The 17,502-nt window shown below is 44.5% G+C and carries 19 protein-coding genes; 16 read left to right on the top strand and 3 right to left on the bottom strand.

Annotation, left to right across the window (positions count from 1 at the left end):
• The first annotated feature begins 3 nt into the window (after window positions 1-3).
• From V3C63_RS08060 to nrdG, 7 genes are all read left to right on the top strand, one after another.
• The gene (locus tag V3C63_RS08060) at window positions 4-582 is read left to right on the top strand and encodes an indolepyruvate oxidoreductase subunit beta (RefSeq protein ID WP_329887286.1); all 579 of its coding nucleotides are present in this window, start codon (window positions 4-6) and stop codon (window positions 580-582) included.
• Window positions 579-890 carry a cysteine-rich small domain-containing protein gene (locus V3C63_RS08065; protein WP_329887287.1) on the top strand — a complete coding sequence of 104 codons (312 nt, stop codon included), beginning with the start codon at window positions 579-581 and terminating at the stop codon, window positions 888-890. Before V3C63_RS08060 ends, V3C63_RS08065 begins: the two co-directional genes overlap by 4 nt.
• Before the next feature lie 35 nt (window positions 891-925).
• On the top strand, window positions 926-1,555 hold the full coding sequence (plsY, locus tag V3C63_RS08070) for a glycerol-3-phosphate 1-O-acyltransferase PlsY (protein ID WP_329887288.1): 630 nt from the start codon (window positions 926-928) through the stop codon (window positions 1,553-1,555).
• Window positions 1,556-1,675: 120 nt separating this feature from the next.
• Complete coding sequence (locus V3C63_RS08075; protein WP_329887289.1) at window positions 1,676-2,476, top strand: TMEM164 family acyltransferase; 801 nt, start codon at window positions 1,676-1,678, stop codon at window positions 2,474-2,476.
• Complete coding sequence (locus V3C63_RS08080) at window positions 2,463-2,966, top strand: DNA-deoxyinosine glycosylase (RefSeq protein ID WP_329887290.1); 504 nt, start codon at window positions 2,463-2,465, stop codon at window positions 2,964-2,966. Before V3C63_RS08075 ends, V3C63_RS08080 begins: the two co-directional genes overlap by 14 nt.
• 265 nt (window positions 2,967-3,231) lie before the next feature.
• Window positions 3,232-5,409, top strand: a complete 2,178-nt coding sequence (nrdD, locus tag V3C63_RS08085; protein ID WP_329887291.1) for an anaerobic ribonucleoside-triphosphate reductase — start codon at window positions 3,232-3,234, stop codon at window positions 5,407-5,409.
• Between the two features lie 24 nt (window positions 5,410-5,433).
• Window positions 5,434-5,994: an anaerobic ribonucleoside-triphosphate reductase activating protein gene (gene nrdG / locus V3C63_RS08090; RefSeq protein WP_329887327.1), complete on the top strand. Its 561-nt coding sequence runs from the start codon at window positions 5,434-5,436 to the stop codon at window positions 5,992-5,994.
• 311 nt (window positions 5,995-6,305) lie between these two features.
• Here the strand turns inward: nrdG and V3C63_RS08095 are convergent, their stop codons facing one another.
• Window positions 6,306-6,572: a hypothetical protein gene (locus V3C63_RS08095; RefSeq protein ID WP_329887292.1), complete on the bottom strand. Its 267-nt coding sequence runs from the start codon at window positions 6,570-6,572 to the stop codon at window positions 6,306-6,308.
• A 158-nt stretch (window positions 6,573-6,730) separates the two neighbouring features.
• Here V3C63_RS08095 and tsaB point away from each other — a divergent pair, with 158 nt between their 5' ends.
• The 9 genes from tsaB to V3C63_RS08140 all read left to right on the top strand — a co-directional run bounded on the left by tsaB (window position 6,731) and on the right by V3C63_RS08140 (window position 15,343).
• Window positions 6,731-7,417 (top strand): tRNA (adenosine(37)-N6)-threonylcarbamoyltransferase complex dimerization subunit type 1 TsaB, encoded by a 687-nt coding sequence (gene tsaB / locus V3C63_RS08100; RefSeq protein WP_329887293.1) that lies wholly within the window; start codon window positions 6,731-6,733, stop codon window positions 7,415-7,417.
• A 4-nt stretch (window positions 7,418-7,421) separates the two neighbouring features.
• Window positions 7,422-7,901, top strand: coding sequence for a ribosomal protein S18-alanine N-acetyltransferase (gene rimI / locus V3C63_RS08105; protein ID WP_329887294.1), 480 nt, complete (start codon window positions 7,422-7,424; stop codon window positions 7,899-7,901).
• A gap of 21 nt (window positions 7,902-7,922) precedes the next feature.
• Window positions 7,923-8,951, top strand: a complete 1,029-nt coding sequence (gene tsaD, locus V3C63_RS08110; protein WP_329887328.1) for a tRNA (adenosine(37)-N6)-threonylcarbamoyltransferase complex transferase subunit TsaD — start codon at window positions 7,923-7,925, stop codon at window positions 8,949-8,951.
• Window positions 8,952-9,077: 126 nt separating this feature from the next.
• On the top strand, window positions 9,078-9,362 hold the full coding sequence (gene groES, locus V3C63_RS08115; RefSeq protein WP_006598031.1) for a co-chaperone GroES: 285 nt from the start codon (window positions 9,078-9,080) through the stop codon (window positions 9,360-9,362).
• 49 nt (window positions 9,363-9,411) lie between these two features.
• Window positions 9,412-11,040, top strand: coding sequence for a chaperonin GroEL (groL, locus tag V3C63_RS08120; RefSeq protein ID WP_329887295.1), 1,629 nt, complete (start codon window positions 9,412-9,414; stop codon window positions 11,038-11,040).
• Window positions 11,041-11,190: 150 nt separating this feature from the next.
• Window positions 11,191-12,156: a homoserine O-succinyltransferase gene (locus tag V3C63_RS08125; RefSeq protein ID WP_329887296.1), complete on the top strand. Its 966-nt coding sequence runs from the start codon at window positions 11,191-11,193 to the stop codon at window positions 12,154-12,156.
• Between the two features lie 144 nt (window positions 12,157-12,300).
• Complete coding sequence (locus V3C63_RS08130) at window positions 12,301-12,717, top strand: YjdF family protein (protein WP_329887297.1); 417 nt, start codon at window positions 12,301-12,303, stop codon at window positions 12,715-12,717.
• Window positions 12,718-12,943: 226 nt separating this feature from the next.
• Window positions 12,944-13,228 carry a DUF6110 family protein gene (locus V3C63_RS08135; RefSeq protein ID WP_329887298.1) on the top strand — a complete coding sequence of 95 codons (285 nt, stop codon included), beginning with the start codon at window positions 12,944-12,946 and terminating at the stop codon, window positions 13,226-13,228.
• Window positions 13,229-13,246: 18 nt separating this feature from the next.
• Complete coding sequence (locus V3C63_RS08140; protein WP_329887299.1) at window positions 13,247-15,343, top strand: heavy metal translocating P-type ATPase; 2,097 nt, start codon at window positions 13,247-13,249, stop codon at window positions 15,341-15,343.
• 86 nt (window positions 15,344-15,429) lie between these two features.
• Here V3C63_RS08140 and gloA read toward each other — a convergent pair whose 3' ends face one another.
• Together gloA and V3C63_RS08150 are read right to left on the bottom strand one after the other, a co-directional pair.
• Entirely contained in the window at window positions 15,430-15,822 is a 393-nt protein-coding gene (gene gloA / locus V3C63_RS08145; RefSeq protein WP_329887300.1) for a lactoylglutathione lyase, read from the bottom strand.
• 113 nt (window positions 15,823-15,935) lie between these two features.
• Window positions 15,936-17,492, bottom strand: a complete 1,557-nt coding sequence (locus tag V3C63_RS08150) for a Na+/H+ antiporter NhaC family protein (RefSeq protein WP_329887301.1) — start codon at window positions 17,490-17,492, stop codon at window positions 15,936-15,938.
• Window positions 17,493-17,502: the final 10 nt, after the last annotated feature.

A 17,502-nucleotide genomic window follows, 5' to 3' on the forward strand; every position in this document is an offset into this window, starting at 1 on the left:
ATAATGAAGACAAAAAATATTTTATTGGCGGGTGTCGGCGGACAGGGAACGATCACGGCAGCCAAATTGCTGACGACAGGTTTAATGCAGGCCGGCTACGATGTCAAGATGAGTGAAATTCATGGGATGAGTCAGCGCGGCGGATCAGTCAGTTCCCAGGTTCGCTATGGCGATGAAGTACAGTCTCCGGTAATTGAATTGGGAACGGCCGATATCCTCGTTGCCTTTGAAAAGATGGAAGCCATGCGCTATATCGATTATCTGAAAGCAGATGGTAAAGTGATTGTCAATGACACGGAGATCTGGCCGATGCCGGTCGTGATCGGCCAGGCGGAATATCATCCGGATATTTTGGGAGAGCTTGCTAAAATCGCTGATGCAAAAGTGATTCCGGCTTCAGATATCGCGACAGAAATGGGCAATGAAAAAGTAACAAATGTGATTTTGCTGGGAACGATCGTTAAGGCAATGGGCCTGGAACATATCGATTGGAACCGGATTATCGAAGATAATGTTAAATCGAAATTTGTTGAATTAAACAAAGCGGCAATGGCCAAAGGTATGGCCTTGGTTGCAGAATGAGCCAGCCATTAAAGACAGACCATTATAAATTTTTTCAGCATCGGGAATGCGAATATTTTCCATGCCATCCAATGGAGAACCTGGAGGATTTTAATTGTCTGTTTTGTTATTGTCCTCTTTATGCCTTAGGCAAAGACTGCGGAGGTAATTATACTGTTTCGGATAAAGGGGTAAAGATCTGTACCAATTGTTGTTTTCCGCATTATCGGCAAAATTATGATCGTGTCATCCAAAAATTGATGACACTTTTGGAACGAATGAAGCAAGCAAACTTAGCATCAATGCAGAAAGATCAGAAAAAAGAATAAAATCCGTTATCGGGAGAATTGGAGGAGGATAACAGATGAATGTAGTTTGGGGTGTGTTGTTGCTCATAGCATCTTATTTTGTGGGCAATCTGGATTTTGCCTATATCGTTGTTAAGGCTGTTCGTGGTGAGGATATTCGAAATTTTGGCAGCGGTAATGCCGGTACAACAAATGTTTTGAGGACAATGGGACTCAAATACGCTGGTTTAGTTTTACTGTTGGATGCTTTGAAAGGGTCATTATGCATTGTGGTGGCACGTTTATTAGAAAGCCATGTGGGATTAAGTCCTTGGTGGACCGCCGGAACGGGTATTGCCGTTTTATGCGGCCACAATTGGCCGGCGCTTTTAAAATTTCGCGGCGGTAAAGGAACCGCGACGTCTATCGGTTTGTTTCTCGTCTACGATTGGCGCATTGCGCTTATTTGCATTGCGGTTGGATTGATTCTATTAGTTATTTTCAGAATGGTTTCTCTTTCTTCAATGATGGGGATGACCATTTTGCCGTTTGTAGCTCTCGGCTTTTTGGGGGTGCATAATCTTCCGACTTTGGCACTGACAATTTTTATGGCGCTGTCAACAGACATTCAGCACCGCAGCAACATCAAACGAATTTTAAACGGCACTGAAAGCAAAATTGGTCAGCGTGTGGACATGAAAAAATAATACTGCATTCGATTATTGCTTCATAAAAGACCTGAGAGCGTGTTTGCGCTTTTCAGGTCTTTTTGTTATGATGATCAACAGATCGAGGATCGAATTAATAAAACGGAACGGAATGAGCTCATGGGTATAAACTATTTTTACAATCATTATTTTAAGCCGCAGGATGTCATTCGGCAGAATCGCGTGTTTTCCCAAGCACACATTGTGCTGGCAACACTGATTGTCTGCGCGATTGTGACCATTATGGCCGTTCAGAAACGAAAGCAAAATCCCTATTTTAGCCAAAAGGTTTTGATAGTTTTAGGCGTTTTGATGCTGTTGTTGGAATTGTTCCGAATTGCATGGCGCACGTATTACTACGGTATGCATTGGACGAATTTTCGTTTTGATTGGTGCAATCAAATTTGCATGGTTTTGCCATTTATAGCAATGTTTCGGCTTGAAAAACTCTATCCTTATGTTGATGTGGCAGCATTTCTTGGTGGTGTTGCAGTATTGATTTATCCGCTTTGGGTCTTTTACGATTACGCCGGTATTCATGTGATGTCCGTTCAGAGTATGGTTTCCCATGGTTTAATGGTTACCATTGCGCTAAGTATGCCAATGTCGTCGAAGCAGGGGTATCATCGTTCTCTCAAACAGATAGGAAAGCAACTGGTCGGCGTGGGTATTATTTTGGCAGTTGCTTTTTGGGCGTCGACAATTTTTAATGCAAATTATCTTTTGATGCGCAATGCAAGAGGGATCCCGGTAATCAGCGCAATTGCGGCCCCTTACTATTGGCTCGTCGTGCTGCCTATTCTGATTTTCGGGATAGATTTTGCAACAAGATTGCTTCGGCGGTTCGATTTTTGGATGGCCAATCATCGGCCGTATCCGCCGGAAAAAAGAAAGGTGGCATTCTTACATGGCCGCGTATGAACATATTGAGCACACGTTGGTCCCTTTTTACGATGCGCACTCACAGATTTTAATCTTAGGTTCCTTGCCATCTCCCAAATCGCGGGAAGTCGGATTTTATTACGGTCATCCGCGCAATCGCTTTTGGAAAACGTTGGCCGGTGTTTATCAGGAAATGGTACCGGAGAGTATCGAACAGAAACAGTTATTTCTCAAAAAACATTCACTGGCATTGTGGGATGTGATTGGCAGTTGTGATATTCGAGGGGCCTCGGATACATCTATCAAAAATGTGCATTATAATGATTTGACAGCGATCGTATCACAAACTCTCATTCGGGGAATTGTTACTACTGGGGGAAAAGCGACAAAATTATTCCGAGAGTATTGGGCCTTAGATCCACAGATCAGCAGACTGTCGCATTTGGGACTCCCGTCCACCAGTCCGGCCAATGCCCAAATGCATTTGGAAGATTTGATCGATGCATATCGATCGATATTATCGTTATAATAAACCGCTGGTAAGCGGCTTTTTTATTCTTGAATTGTCAAGTCAAGTGCAACACAGTTGAATCTGCTTATAAACTCCGGAAGAATATAAAATGACAATCATGTCATCTTTGCTTTGAGAAAATAAACCCTAAATATTGGTGATTTTAAAACTACAAACACAAAATATAGAGTTCAGTTTCGATTTTACTTGAATCTCAATTATGGCGAGCGTATAATAACATCTGTCCCAAACTTTGAAGAAAATGAAAAGATGGAGAATTCTCATGAAGAATGTGATTAAGCGAAACGGCGAAGAAGTTTTATTTAATATCGATAAAATCGTTAACGCGATTACAAAAGCCAATACAGAAGTGAATCCCATTCGTCAGTTAAATGCGGCCCAAATTCAGGCGGTAGCTGACAATGTGGAAAAACAAATTTCTACCTATCGGCATGCGGTTGGTGTTGAAGATATTCAGGATTTGGTCGAAACGGGCATTATGGAAATGCGTGGGTATGAGGTAGCCCAGGCGTATATGCATTACCGGGATAAGCGGACAGCCCTTCGCCGGTCAAATACGACAGATCGTAAAATTTTAGCTTTGATTAATCGTGAAAATGAATTGGTCAAACAGGAGAATGCCAATAAAAATCCAACAATTAATTCTACGCAACGCGATTATATCGCCGGGGAGGTCAGCAAGGATTTATCCAAACGGCTTTTCTTGCCAGAAGATGTGGTGAAGGCCCACGAAGAAGGGATTATTCATTTTCACGACGCTGATTATTTTGCCATGCGCGAGCATAATTGCGATTTGATCAACTTGGAAGATATGTTGCAAAATGGGACGGTTATTTCCGGCACGAAAATTGATAAACCCCATAGTTTTTATACTGCATGCAATATTACTACGCAGATCGTGGCACAGGTGGCTTCCAACCAATATGGGGGGCAATCCTTTACACTTTCGCATCTGGCGCCATTTGTCGACGTGAGCCGACAAAAAATCCGCCAGCAAGTGATTGAAGAACGCAGGCTTTGCGACGAAGTTATGAATCGTGAGATTATCGAAAAGATCGTTTTTGCACGTTTAAAAGAAGAGATTAAAAGCGGTATTCAAACCATTCAGTACCAATTGATCACATTGATGACGTGTAATGGGCAGGCGCCGTTTGTCACAATGTTTATGTATTTGGATGAAGTGCCGGACGGGCAGGTGCGTAAGGATCTGGCCCTTATCATAGAAGAAGTGCTCAATCAGCGCATCACGGGCGTTAAAAATGAACAGGATGTCTGGGTTACGCCGACGTTCCCCAAGTTGATTTACGTGCTGGATGAAGACAATATTTACGAATCAGCCCCGTATTGGTATTTGACCGATTTGGCTGCGCGATGCACGGCCAAACGCATGGTGCCGGATTATATTTCAGCTAAAATCATGAAACAACTCAAACAAGGCAATGTCTATACCTGCATGGGGTGTCGCAGTTTTTTGACGGTGGAAGATTCACAGCGAAATTCAGACGGCAGTCATAAATTTTATGGTCGCTTCAATCAAGGCGTGGTGACGCTTAATTTGGTGGATGCGGCGTGTTCATCCGGAGGGGATATGGTCCAATTCTGGGAGATTTTAGACGAAAGGCTGGAACTTTGTCACAAAGCTTTGCGCTGCCGTCACGAACGGCTTTTGGGAACGCCTTCTGATGTGGCGCCGATTTTATGGCAGCATGGTGCGTTGGCACGACTAAAATCAGGAGAAACGATTGATGCACTGCTTTATGGTGGTTACAGCACGATTTCCTTAGGATATGCGGGGTTGTATGAAACGTGTCGTTACATGACGGGTAAATCGCACACGGACGATAAAGCGAAAAATTTCGCATTGGCCGTGATGCAAAAGCTGAATGATAAATGCCAAGAGTGGCGGACAGAAGAAAACATTGCCTATTCGGTTTATGGGACACCGATGGAATCAACGACCTATAAATTTGCCAGGTGTTTGCAAAAACGATTTGGAATCATCAAAGGGGTGACGGATAAAAATTACATTACCAATTCTTATCACGTTCATGTGACGGAACCCATTGATGCTTTTAGCAAATTAACGTTTGAAGCGGATTTTCAGCGTTTATCACCGGGAGGCGCTATTTCTTACGTGGAGGTGCCAAACATGCAGAATAACATTCCGGCGGTTTTGGAAGTGATGAAGCATATCTATAATCATATCACCTATGCAGAATTAAACACCAAAAGTGATTTTTGTGAAGTGTGTGGTTACGATGGCGAAATCAAGGCCGTAGAGAATGAAGCTGGTAAATTGATCTGGGAATGTCCTAATTGCGGCAACCGCGAATTAAACAAAATGTCAGTGGTGCGGCGTGTTTGTGGTTATCTCGGTGGCGCAACCGGCTTTAATCAGGGACGAACGCAAGAGATTAAAGAGCGCGTACTTCATTTGTAATCAATATGGATTTTATTGGAAATAATGGAAGTTAGGAAAGAAATGATGCATTATGCTTCGATTCATGAGCATGATATTGCCAATGGTCCGGGCATTCGTTTGAGCTTGTTTGTGTCAGGCTGTCGCCACGCATGTCCGGGTTGTTTCAATCAAGTGGCTTGGGATTTTAATTACGGGAAGGTCTTTTCGACGTCGGTTCATGAAAAGATTTTATCCGATCTCCGAGAACCTTGCTATCGTGGCCTGACGTTGCTGGGTGGGGAGCCGATGGAACCGGAAAATCAACGAGCGTTGCTTCCTTTTCTGATGCGTTTTAAACAAGTCTTCCCCCAGATGGATTTGTGGATTTACACTGGATTTACCTATGAGGTGTTGTCGACGGATCCGTCAGAAACGACACAGGCGATCCTTGACCTGACGGATGTGCTGGTGGATGGTCGCTTTGTGCAAGAGCAAAAGGACATTACTTTATTATACCGCGGCAGTGTCAATCAGCGGATCATTGACGTTAAAAATTCTCGGCAAAAGCAGAAGGTGGTTTTGTGGGATGACCGAAACGTTTCGATCTCCAATCAAGTGCATTGAGTGATGTCGATTCAAACGGATTGGTATTTGAGAGTGCAATGATTTGATCTTTTTTATCAGAAAATCTTGCGATAAAGTAAAGGGTCTCTCTATACTCGGATTGGGAGCCGCCAGATGTGGTGGCTTTTTTTGTGGCAGAAATTCAGAATAAAAATTATGCATAGATAAAGTAAGATAAAATTAAAGGCAGATGTTTGATCAAAGCTTGAATACCTTAAAAGAGCAAACAAGGATACATTCGATGGCGAATGCCATTGTGTTATGTGAATAAAAACGAAATTTATCCGGGGGAACTGAGTAAGGAAAATAGATTATAAAACTTCTGAAATGGTGATCATGACACCCTTTTGTGCTGATGTTAAAGGGAGAACCGCCAAAGGGGTTGGTTCGGGGAGTGGCGTTTCAAAAATTAAGGATTCCGAAATGTAATTCCCTAAAACAGTCGCAGCGTGATCGAAGGATTCAGCGATCTCCTCAGCCGCGAATCGGATCGGTTCAATCGGCAGATCCGGAAAAGTGATGGTGAAAAAAGCGGGGTGAATATCAAAAACGGCAGGATAACTGTATTGACGAGACATAAGGGAGTCCTTTCATTAATTTAAGCCCATTGCAGAGCAAAGATATAACAGTTTTATTCGTAAAATTGTAAGAACATCAATTATTTGTTATTATATCACAGATTATAAACTTGAATTTTGATTGTCTGATTGGATAATAAGTACTGAAAGGAATAATAATGAAATTATTGATAGTGGACACGGCAACGATTGTGGCCAGTGCTGCAGTGATCGATGATGATCGTTTGATGGCAGAAACGATTGTCAATTATCGCAAAAAGCATTCCGAAAAAATGTTGCCGGCGATTGACCATATGCTGCAGGATTCTGGATTATCTATTCAAGAGATTGATGTTTTCGGCGTGGTGAACGGTCCCGGCTCTTTCACCGGCTTGCGCATTGGTATAGCGACGGTCAAGGGATTTGCGCAGGCCCTTTGCAAACCAATGGTGACCGTTTCGACATTGGAGGCGTTGGCGGCTAATTTGTATTGTGCGGATGGATTGGTTTGTCCCATTTTGGATGCACAGCGGCAGCAAGTATACACAGCGGCTTATCGGCCGACGGCAAATAGCTTGCGAACGGTATTATCAGAACGGGTATGCACGGTCGATGTGTTGGCGGATATCTTAAAGGACTATGCTGGACCCATTTATTTTGTAGGAGACGGCGTCAAAAAATACGGCGAGCATTTATGTGAATTGCTATCCGAGGGTGTTTGTGCACCGCCATTTATACGGATGAATCGAGCTTCTTCTGCAGCACAAATCGGGATGCAGAAAATTGCTGCAGGTCAAACGACAGATTGCATGCAGGCCACGTTAAACTATATTCGCAAATCCTCTGCGGAAGAAAGATTCGGCTAATAAAATGGCAGATGAAGTTTTGAGCCCATCTTCTTTTGGTCTTCGGCCGATGATTCGCGCCGATATTGCCCAGGTCCTGACGATCGACCGAGACGCAGGACTGGTTCCCTGGAAGGAGGCTTCATTTTTTCAGGAAATTAAAAATCCATTAGCTCATTATGTGATTATCGAGCATTCGTCAGGGCAAGAACAGGCACTGCAAGTGGTTGGTTTTGCCGGTGAATGGTGTGTGGCGGATGAAGCGCAGATCATGAAGGTTGCCGTGTTACCGGATTGGCAGCAGCGCGGTCTCGGTCGACGATTGATGAAAACCATGATGGATTATGCACGTTTGAATGGCTGCACAGAAATGACCCTGGAAGTCAGGCAAAAAAATCATCAAGCCCTCAAACTTTATCGTCACCTGGGATTTGAAATCATTGGAAAGCGTGAGCGATATTATCCCGATGGCTCGAACGCTTATTTGATGTCGGTCCCGTTATGAATAGAGAAGTGGAATGTGAATATGAAAATTTTGAGCATTGAGACTTCTTGCGACGAGACATCTGTTGCCATCGTCGAAGACGGTCGAAAAATTTTGGCGGATCAAATTTATACACAAATCGCGATCCATCGTAAATACGGTGGTGTGGTTCCGGAGATTGCATCGCGTAATCACGTTATAAAACTGCCCTATGTGATTCAAGATGCACTGGATGACACCGGTTTAACCCTCAAAGCGGTTGACGCGATCGCCGTAACCCGCGGCCCAGGATTGGTCGGCGCGCTTTTGGTGGGGGTTTCAGAAGCCAAGGCGTTGGCTTATGCGTTGGGAAAGCCGTTGATTGGTGTCAATCATATCGAGGGCCACATTGCGGCAAATTATTTGGCTTTTCCTGCGTTAACGCCGCCGTTTTTGGCATTGGTGGTTTCTGGCGGTCATACAAATTTGGTTTTGGTAGAGGACTACGAGAGCAATATTATTTTGGGACAAACAAGGGATGATGCGGCTGGAGAGGCATTTGACAAGGTGGCTCGTGTTTTAGGTTACCCTTATCCCGGCGGTCCGGCCATCGACCGAGCCGCCGAAATAGGTAATCCGGGTTTTGTGGATTTTCCACGTGTCTTTCTGGAAAAAGATACCTTTGATTTTAGTTTTTCCGGATTAAAGTCTGCCGTTTTAAACTATTTGAATCATTACAACATGAAAAATATCGCTTATAAGCCGGAGGATATTGCCGCATCTTTTCAGGCGGCTGTGGTTGAAGTGCTTGTGAAGAAAACCATAGACTGCGCTAGATCAACCGGGATGAATAAAATTTGTGTCGCTGGTGGCGTATCTGCCAATCGCGGGCTTCGCGACGCTTTGAAGCAGGCAAGTCAGGAAAATGGATGGGAGCTGTATTATCCGCCGTTGACATTGTGCACGGATAATGCTGCAATGATTGGAGCACGCGCTTACTATGATTTTAAAGCCGGCCGCCTGTCCGGTTGGGATTTGAATGCAGAACCGGGATTGGAACTGCCGGCGCAATTGGCTGATTCTTTATCTTAAAAGAAATAAAAAAACTAAAAAAATGATTGCAAAAATTCAGCCAATCGATTAACATACTATTAGCACTCAGATATGTTGAGTGCTAATAGAGAAGTGCTATTTTATTAACTTATAGGAGGCATTAGTATGAAGTTAAGACCTTTGGGTGATAAGCTCGTCGTTAAAGTTAAGGAAGAAGAAGCAAAAACCAGTTCTGGTATTGTTTTACCGGATTCCGCGCAGGAAAAACCCCAACAGGGAGAAGTTATCGCTGTTGGTTCTGGCGAAGTGATTGACGGGAAAAAAGTGCCGCTGGACGTTCGGGTCGGTGATCAGGTGATTTATTCCAAATATTCAGGCAACGAAGTCAAAGTGGAAGGTGAACAATTTTTGATCATCAAACAAAGCGACGTTTTAGCGATTGTTGAATAAAGAAAAAAACGCGTTTTATTGATAGTTTAAATTTGAGGAGGCTATTTGTATGGCAAAAGATGTTAAATACCGCGCAGACGCAAGAGAAGCTTTAATTAGTGGTGTCGATCAGCTGGCAGATGCAGTTAAAATTACTTTGGGACCAAAGGGCAGAAATGTATTGCTTTCAAAAACATATGGCGCCCCGACAATCACCAATGATGGTGTGACCATTGCAAAAGAAATCGAATTAGAAGATGCTTTTGAAAATATGGGTGCACAGCTGGTGAAGGAAGTTGCCACCAAGACCAACGATGTTGCTGGTGACGGAACAACAACGGCAACGCTTTTGGCACAGGCGATTGTCCGGGAAGGCAATCGCAATGTGGTGGCCGGTGCGAATCCGATGGTTTTGAAAAAAGGGATTGAAAAAGCGGTCGATGTAGTCGTTGACGGCTTGAAAGCATTGTCTCAGCCGGTTCAATCCGACAAATCCAAAGAACAGGTTGCGTCGATTTCCGCGCAAAACGAAAAAATCGGTCAGCTGATCGCTGAAGCCATGGCTAAGGTTGGCGATGACGGCGTGATCACGGTTGAAGAAGGTAAAGGGATGGGAACCGAACTGGACTTTACCGAAGGGATGCAGTTTGATCGCGGATATTTATCAGGTTATATGGTAACGGATACCGAAAAAATGGTCTCCGAATTGGATAATCCGTATATCTTAATTACAGATAAAAAGATTTCCAATATCCAGGAAATTTTGCCGGTGCTCGAACAGATTGTCCAGCAGGGCGGAAAACTCCTCATTATTGCTGAAGATGTCGAAGGCGAAGCTTTAACCACATTGGTTTTGAACAAATTGCGCGGGACCTTCAATTGTGTGGCCGTTAAAGCGCCAGGCTTTGGCGACAGAAGAAAGGCCATGCTTCAGGATATTGCTATTTTAACCGGCGGACAGGTCATTTCCGAGGAAGTTGGCCTTGAATTAAAAGACACCACCGTCGAACAATTAGGTCGCGCTCGTCAGGTGAAGGTCGATAAAGAAAATACGATCATCGTGGACGGCCAGGGCGACAAAACTGCTGTGGAAGAACGCGTTGCACAGATTAAAGCGCAGATTCCGGCCACCGACTCCGATTATGACCGTGAAAAACTTCAGGAACGCTTGGCAAAACTGGCTGGTGGTGTTGCCGTGATCCAGGTTGGTGCAGCCACAGAAGTTGAACTGAAAGAAATGAAATACCATATTGAAGACGCGCTGAATGCAACCAGAGCTGCCGTTCAGGAAGGGATTGTTCCCGGCGGCGGAACCGCATTGCTCGACACTGTTGACGATGTTGATAAATTGGTTGCCACGTTAGATGGCGACGAAAAAATTGGCGCGGCCATCATCCGCAGAGCCATTGAAGAACCGGTCCGCCAGATTGCAGAAAATGCCGGTGTGGAAGGTTCCGTCATTGTCAATGAACTTCGGAAGAAGGAAAAGGGCATCGGTTATGATGTCTTGAGCGATGCATATGTCGATATGGTCGAAAAAGGCATTATTGATCCGACCAAAGTCACCAGAACGGCCATTCAAAATGCGGCTTCCATTACAGCCATGCTCTTGACAACGGAAGTAGCTGTGGCAGACCATCCTGAAGAAAACCCGGCTCCGGCCATGCCTGCAGGTGCTGGTATGGGCGGCATGATGTAATTGCTGATTATACGTTTGAAAATCATCCAAGGCTGTGGACGAATGTCTGCAGTCTTGTTTTTAATTTAGTGCAAATAAACTTTAAAATCATGTTGAACAGGAAATATGATATGATAAAAAACTACCATGAAACCATCAGGAGGTTAGATCATGCCGATTTTAGTTCAGAATGATTTGCCGGCAAAAAAAATTTTAGAATCCGAAAATATTTTCGTGATGGATGAACGGCGTGCACACACACAGCAAATTCGTCCATTGCAGATTTGCATATTGAATCTGATGCCATTAAAAGAAGATACGGAATTGGATCTGCTTCGCGTACTATCCAATTTTCCGATTCAAACGCAGATCACTTTTATGAAAACGGAAAGTTATGAACCGACACATACGGCGACTTCTCATCTCAATAAATTCTATCAGACCTTTTCTGAGTTAAAGAACGAGCGCTTTGATGGACTCGTTATTACTGGAGCGCCAGTTGAAAAAATGCCCTTTGAAGATGTGGAGTACTGGGATGAGATCACAACCATTATGACATGGTCAAAGACCCATGTTTTCACAACGTTTCATGTTTGTTGGGGCGCTCAGGCCGGCCTTTATTATCATCACGGGATTCGAAAGGTTGCGTTGGAGAAAAAAATCTCGGGGATTTATGAACATCGGGTTTTACACCATAAGAAAATGTTAATGCGCGGAATGGACGATGTCTTTTATATTCCGCATTCGCGCTATACGGGGATTGATGAAGCGGCTGTTGCCCAGAATCCGGAACTTTATGTTTGCGCAAGCGGAGAAGAAGTCGGATCAACCATTATTCTGGCTTATTCTTCTCGGCAGATTTTTGTTTTAGGCCATACCGAATACGATCGGATGGAATTAGATAAAGAGTATAAGCGCGACATGAAGGCAGGGCTTGATCCGGATATCCCGGAGAATTATTATCCCGACGATGATCCCTTGCGGGAACCGCTTTTACGCTGGCGATCCGTTTCTAATTGTCTGTACACCAATTGGCTCCATTTTATGTATCAGGGAACGCCCTACGAACTCAACAATCTGACATCGGTCGAGACCGACTGTTATGCGGGTAAAACGGGCAGCACAGATCAAATCTGAGCAAATACTGCAAAGTCAAAATCAAAGATAAAAACACAATCCTTTTGGATTCTGGTCGGTAGTCCAGAAATGTGAAAACATTCAGTAACCTTCCCCTCCTGGGTCGTCCTTTCTTTGATCATATTTTTTAAAAGGAGGGTCGTTATGGAGAAGGTAACAAGCAGTTTAGTTGTTTATTTTGAGGATCCCTTTTGGGTGGGGATGTTTTCACGAACGGAAGATGGCAAGGAAAGCTTTTGCAAAGTTACCTTTGGCGGTGAACCCAAAGATAACGAAATTTTGGCATTTATTTTAGAACAATACGCATATTTGTCTTTTAGTGAAGGCACGCCGTATGAAGCAAAACCCTTAGCCAAGAATCCCAAAAGAAGGCAGCGACAGATTCAAAGACAGTTTCAAACGCCACGAAAAGGCACAAAGGCTCAGCGAGTTCTTCAGGAAGACTTGTCAAATAAGAAAAAAGTCAGACAAAAGTCGCGCAGAGCGCGCAAACAAGCTAAAAAACAACACTTGTTCAAGCTCAAACAGCAAAAGAAAAAAACCAAGCACAAAGGGCACTAACTTCGACACCTGTTCGCAAATCGTGAACAGGTGTTTTTAATATACGAAAAATGGTAGATGACCATTCGAAAGGCTTTTTTCTTTAAAACTTATTTTTTTCAAAAAACACTTTACAACTAATACCCCCATATGTATAATGAGGCTGTAAATATTCATTTTGGTTCATATGTTTGAAACAATGATGAATCAACCGGCTTATCATAATGATTAATGCGGAGGTATAAAAATGTCTATTAAAGGGAATGTATTAAAGATCGGCGGCGGTTTCCTATTGGGAACTTTGGGTGTCAATTGGGCCAAGAGCAAGCGCGCTAAAAAGGCGAGCGCCTACGTGGTCGCCGGTACGAAAATTGCAGTCAATGCTATTAAAGACAGTGTTGAAAAATGCCAGGCTGGTTATGATGATATTGCGGCGGATGCCGATATGATCGCAGAAAAATATTATGCTGATAAAGAAGCGGCAGAATCGGCAGAAGCAATCGCTCAGAAAACTGCAGAAGCAAGCAAATGATGAGCAGGGCGTAGCGCCATGAGATTTCGACTGATTCATCAAAGCCCGAATCGTTTTCATTTGGATTTAACCAAAAAGCGTTTGACAGAAGGCGAAGCGGACGTGCTTTATTACACCTTGATTGAAATGCCCGGTGTTACGCGTGTGAAAGTTTATGCGCGGACGGCGCAATTAGTGGTGATTTATAACGGGGTGCGTTCAGCGCTATTGGATTACATTTCGACGATGGATTTAGATGATCCGGCGCTAAAAGACAATGTGCCGACAGTGTCATCTCGGGCAACTAACGAACATTTTAAAGAAAAAATCATTAATAAAATTATTTCAAAAGTCTTTAGAACATTGTGTCTGCCGGTGCCGATTCGGACAACTGTGACCATTATCCACGCGACTCCTTTTGTTTTCTGCGGACTAAGGGATTTATGGCAGAAAAATTTCTCGGCGGAGATCATCCATGCAGCAGCCGTTTTGGCAGCCCTTTTGACCGGTGAATTTGAAACGGCAAGCTCCGTGGTTTTCCTGACGGAAATTGGTGAAATTCTTGAAGAATGGACGTATAAAAAATCTGTGGACGATCTGGCCCAGTCCTTGTCGCTGAATGTTGAAAAGGTTTGGAAAGTTGAAGCAGACGGTTCGGAACATCAGGTTTCCCTTAACCATATGCAAAACGGTGATCGATTCCGAGTCACCATGGGGAACATGATTCCTCTGGACGGCAAGGTGCTTGACGGAGAAGCTTTGGTCAATCAAGCCGCACTGACGGGAGAACCCTTAGCGGTCAGTAAATATCCCGGCGTGACGGTTTATGCCGGCACCGTCTTAGAGGAAGGGGAATTGACCGTGCAGGTGGTCTCTGCCACTGGGAAAACGCGCTATGACAAGATTGTTAAAATGATTGAGCAATCAGAAAACATGGCCGCTCTGACCCAAATGAAAGCCGTTTCGGTTGCAGACAAATTGGTGCCCTGGACCTTTGGAGCTGCGCTTTTGGCATTTGCATTGACTCGAGACGTTATGAAGGCAGCATCGGTGCTTATGGCGGACTTCTCTTGTGCGGTTGAGGTGGCGATGCCTATTGCCGTGCTTTCCGCCATGCGGGAAGCCGGCCGGCATCAAATGACGGTTAAGGGCGGTAAGTTCTTGGAATCTATTGCGGAAGCAGATACGATTATTTTCGACAAAACTGGCACTTTAACCAAAGCTACGCCGGTGGTTCGGAAGATCATGACATTTGATGACCGCGATCCAGATGAGATGCTGCGCATTGCCGCCTGTCTGGAGGAACATTTCCCACATTCTCTGGCCAACGCCGTGGTTAAAGCCGCAGCGAAAAAGAATCTTGAACATGAAGAAATGCACACTAAGGCTGAATATATTGTGGCACATGGCATTGCCGCGAAAATTGATGATCAGCGCGTAGTGATCGGCTCTTATCATTTTCTTTTCGAAGACGAAGGCGTGAAGATGAGTGACGACATTCAGGCGTCACTGGTAACCATGCCGCCGGAATACAGCTATCTTTATATGGCGATCGGCGGAGAATTGGTTGCGGTATTTGGCATCTCTGACCCGATCAAAGCAGAAGCACCGCAAATTATCCAAGCGTTAAAAACCGTTGGATTCCATCACATCGTGATGATAACAGGAGATAGCGACAAAACGGCGAAAGTGATCGCCGCGCAGGCGGGTATTGAAGAATACTATTCTGAAGTGCTGCCGGAAGATAAGGCCCATTATGTGGAAAGACAGCGAGCCGCCGGGCGCAAAGTAATCATGATCGGCGACGGCATTAACGATTCACCGGCACTATCAGCAGCGGATGTCGGAGTCGCGATTAAAGAGGGTGCGGATATCGCACAGGAAATCGCGGATGTAACCATCTCCGGATCCGATTTGGATCAGTTAGTGGTTTTAAAAAAGATATCGGATCAGCTGATGAAGCGCATGCATCATACGTATGTGATTGGCAATGTTTTAAATGGAAGCATTTTGGCCGGGGGTATCGCCGGCGTTATCGTTCCCCAGACGGGAGCCATTTTGCACAATGCTTCGACCATTGGGCTGTGTCTGAACAATATGCGCGATTTATCGTCGGAAAATGATGGCGCTGTGTAGTCCGTGCAGTTTAAACACGCAATTAAAAAGCTCTGCTTTAGCAGAGCTTTTTAATTGCGTTGCATCTTAATTTGCCAAGCGATTATTTATTGGGGACGGCGAATCACTTCGATTTGGTAACCGTCCGGATCGGTCAGGAAATAATAATTTTTTCGGCCGTCACCGGAAAGACCTTTCAAAGGTCCGACCATATATCCTTTTTGTTGATGTTCTTTATAGGTTGCCTCCAAATCATCCACCCATACGGCCAAATGTCCATAACCTGTCCCGTGAGTATAGGGCACCTCCGGATCATAATTGTAAGTGAGTTCCAATTCAAAATCGCTTTCTCCGTCTGATAAAAAAACCAAGGTAAATTTTCCGGCAGGTTGTTCTTTCCGTCTGGATTCATGCATATCCAATGCGTCGGCATAAAAGGCCATCGACCGTTCTAAATCAAATACGCGAATCATTTCATGTGTCATTTTACAATGTGCCATGGTATCCTCCTTTGTTTTAATGACCTCATTCTAAAATAACAAATGAGAACTTGTCAATATAATTCAAAAAAAGCACCGTTAGTTAACGTTGCTTTTTAATGAGGGTGCTTAAATTATTTTTGTCCGGATTCAATGAATTGATGCAGCCGTTTATCACTGTGCTTGTGCAGGATAATGAGCAAGCCGATCAGCACGCAAAGACCGGTACCCAAAGTGGCAAAGACATTTCCATATGTTAGTCCAGCAACCAGATAGCCTAAGAAACTGCAGCCAGCGACAATTGCGGCGTAAGGAAGTTGGGTCGATACATGTTGCAGATGGTTGCATCCTGCGCCTGTCGACGACAAAATGGTCGTATCCGAAATAGGGGAGCAATGGTCGCCGAAAACTGAGCCTGCCAGCGTTGCTGAAAGCGTAACGGTCATCAATTCGGGGGCGCTGGCTTGACATATAAAAACAACGATGGGAATAAAGATGGCGAAGGTTCCCCAAGCGGTTCCAATGGAGAAGGAGAGCCCAGCAGCAACGGCAAAAACAATAGCCGGGATCAACTGCAGGGGCATGTGTGATGCCCGAATGAGCTGGCCGACAAAAACGCCGGTATTTAAATAATCCTGACAAAGAGCACCAATGGTCCAAGCCAGGGTCAGGATAATATAGGCAGGAACCATGCTTTTGATCCCTTCGGCAACACCATTAAAAAATTCGTGGAAAGAAATCAACTTTCGCGGAACAAAAAGCAGGAAGGTTAAAACCAATGCCCAAAATCCACCGAGCACCAAAGCGGCAGATGCATTACATCGGCCAAATGCCTCTGCGATTGAGATACCCTTTCCCGACCAAAGACCACCGTTCCACAACATCGAGAGGACAGAAAAAATAATTAATGCGATGATCGGAATGACGAGATCCAGCACGGTACCCCTTTTTTCGGCTTTTTCATCCTGGTCAATCTGGTCTATGACTCCCAGTTTGCCATGTTTTTGCGCTTCATATTCGACTTTTTCCATCGGTCCGAATTCCAAATTGGTAACAGAGAGCGTCAAAACCATAATAATGGTTAAAAGAGCATAGAGGTTATAGGGGATAGTCGCAACGAACGCGCCTAATTCGTTGGAGAATTTTCCGGCTTTGACAAGCGTTGATCCAACAGCAGCCGCCCAGCTGGAAATCGGTGCAATAATGCATACGGGCGCGGCCGTCGCATCAATAATATAGGCTAGCTTCGCCCTCGAAATCCTGAATTTGTCGGTGACAGGTTTCATGACAGTGCCAACGGTCAGACAATTAAAATAATCGTCGATGAAAATTAAAACGCCCAGAGCGCTGGTAGCCAGTTGAACGGCTCTTCGGCTTTTCATTTTAGCAGCAGCCCATTCTCCGTATGCGCGGGAACCTCCGGCTTTCGTGACGACATAAACTAACGTGCCCAATAATGCCAAAAATAATATGATATTGAACTTGTCAGGGGAGCCTACGGTTTTGGATACGGTGCCAAATGCCACGCCTGCCATCTCGATAATGCCGCCGCCTGTATAAACGGCGTAGATCATCGAGCCGGAAAGAATACCAATTAATAAAGATGAGACTACCTCTTTGGTGCAAAGTGCTAAGACAATGGCAAGAATTGGCGGCAAAAGAGACAAAAATCCTACGTTAACTGCATGCATAAAAACCTCT

This window comes from Pseudoramibacter faecis (genome assembly GCF_036289405.1).
Lineage (GTDB): Bacteria > Bacillota > Clostridia > Eubacteriales > Eubacteriaceae > Pseudoramibacter > Pseudoramibacter faecis.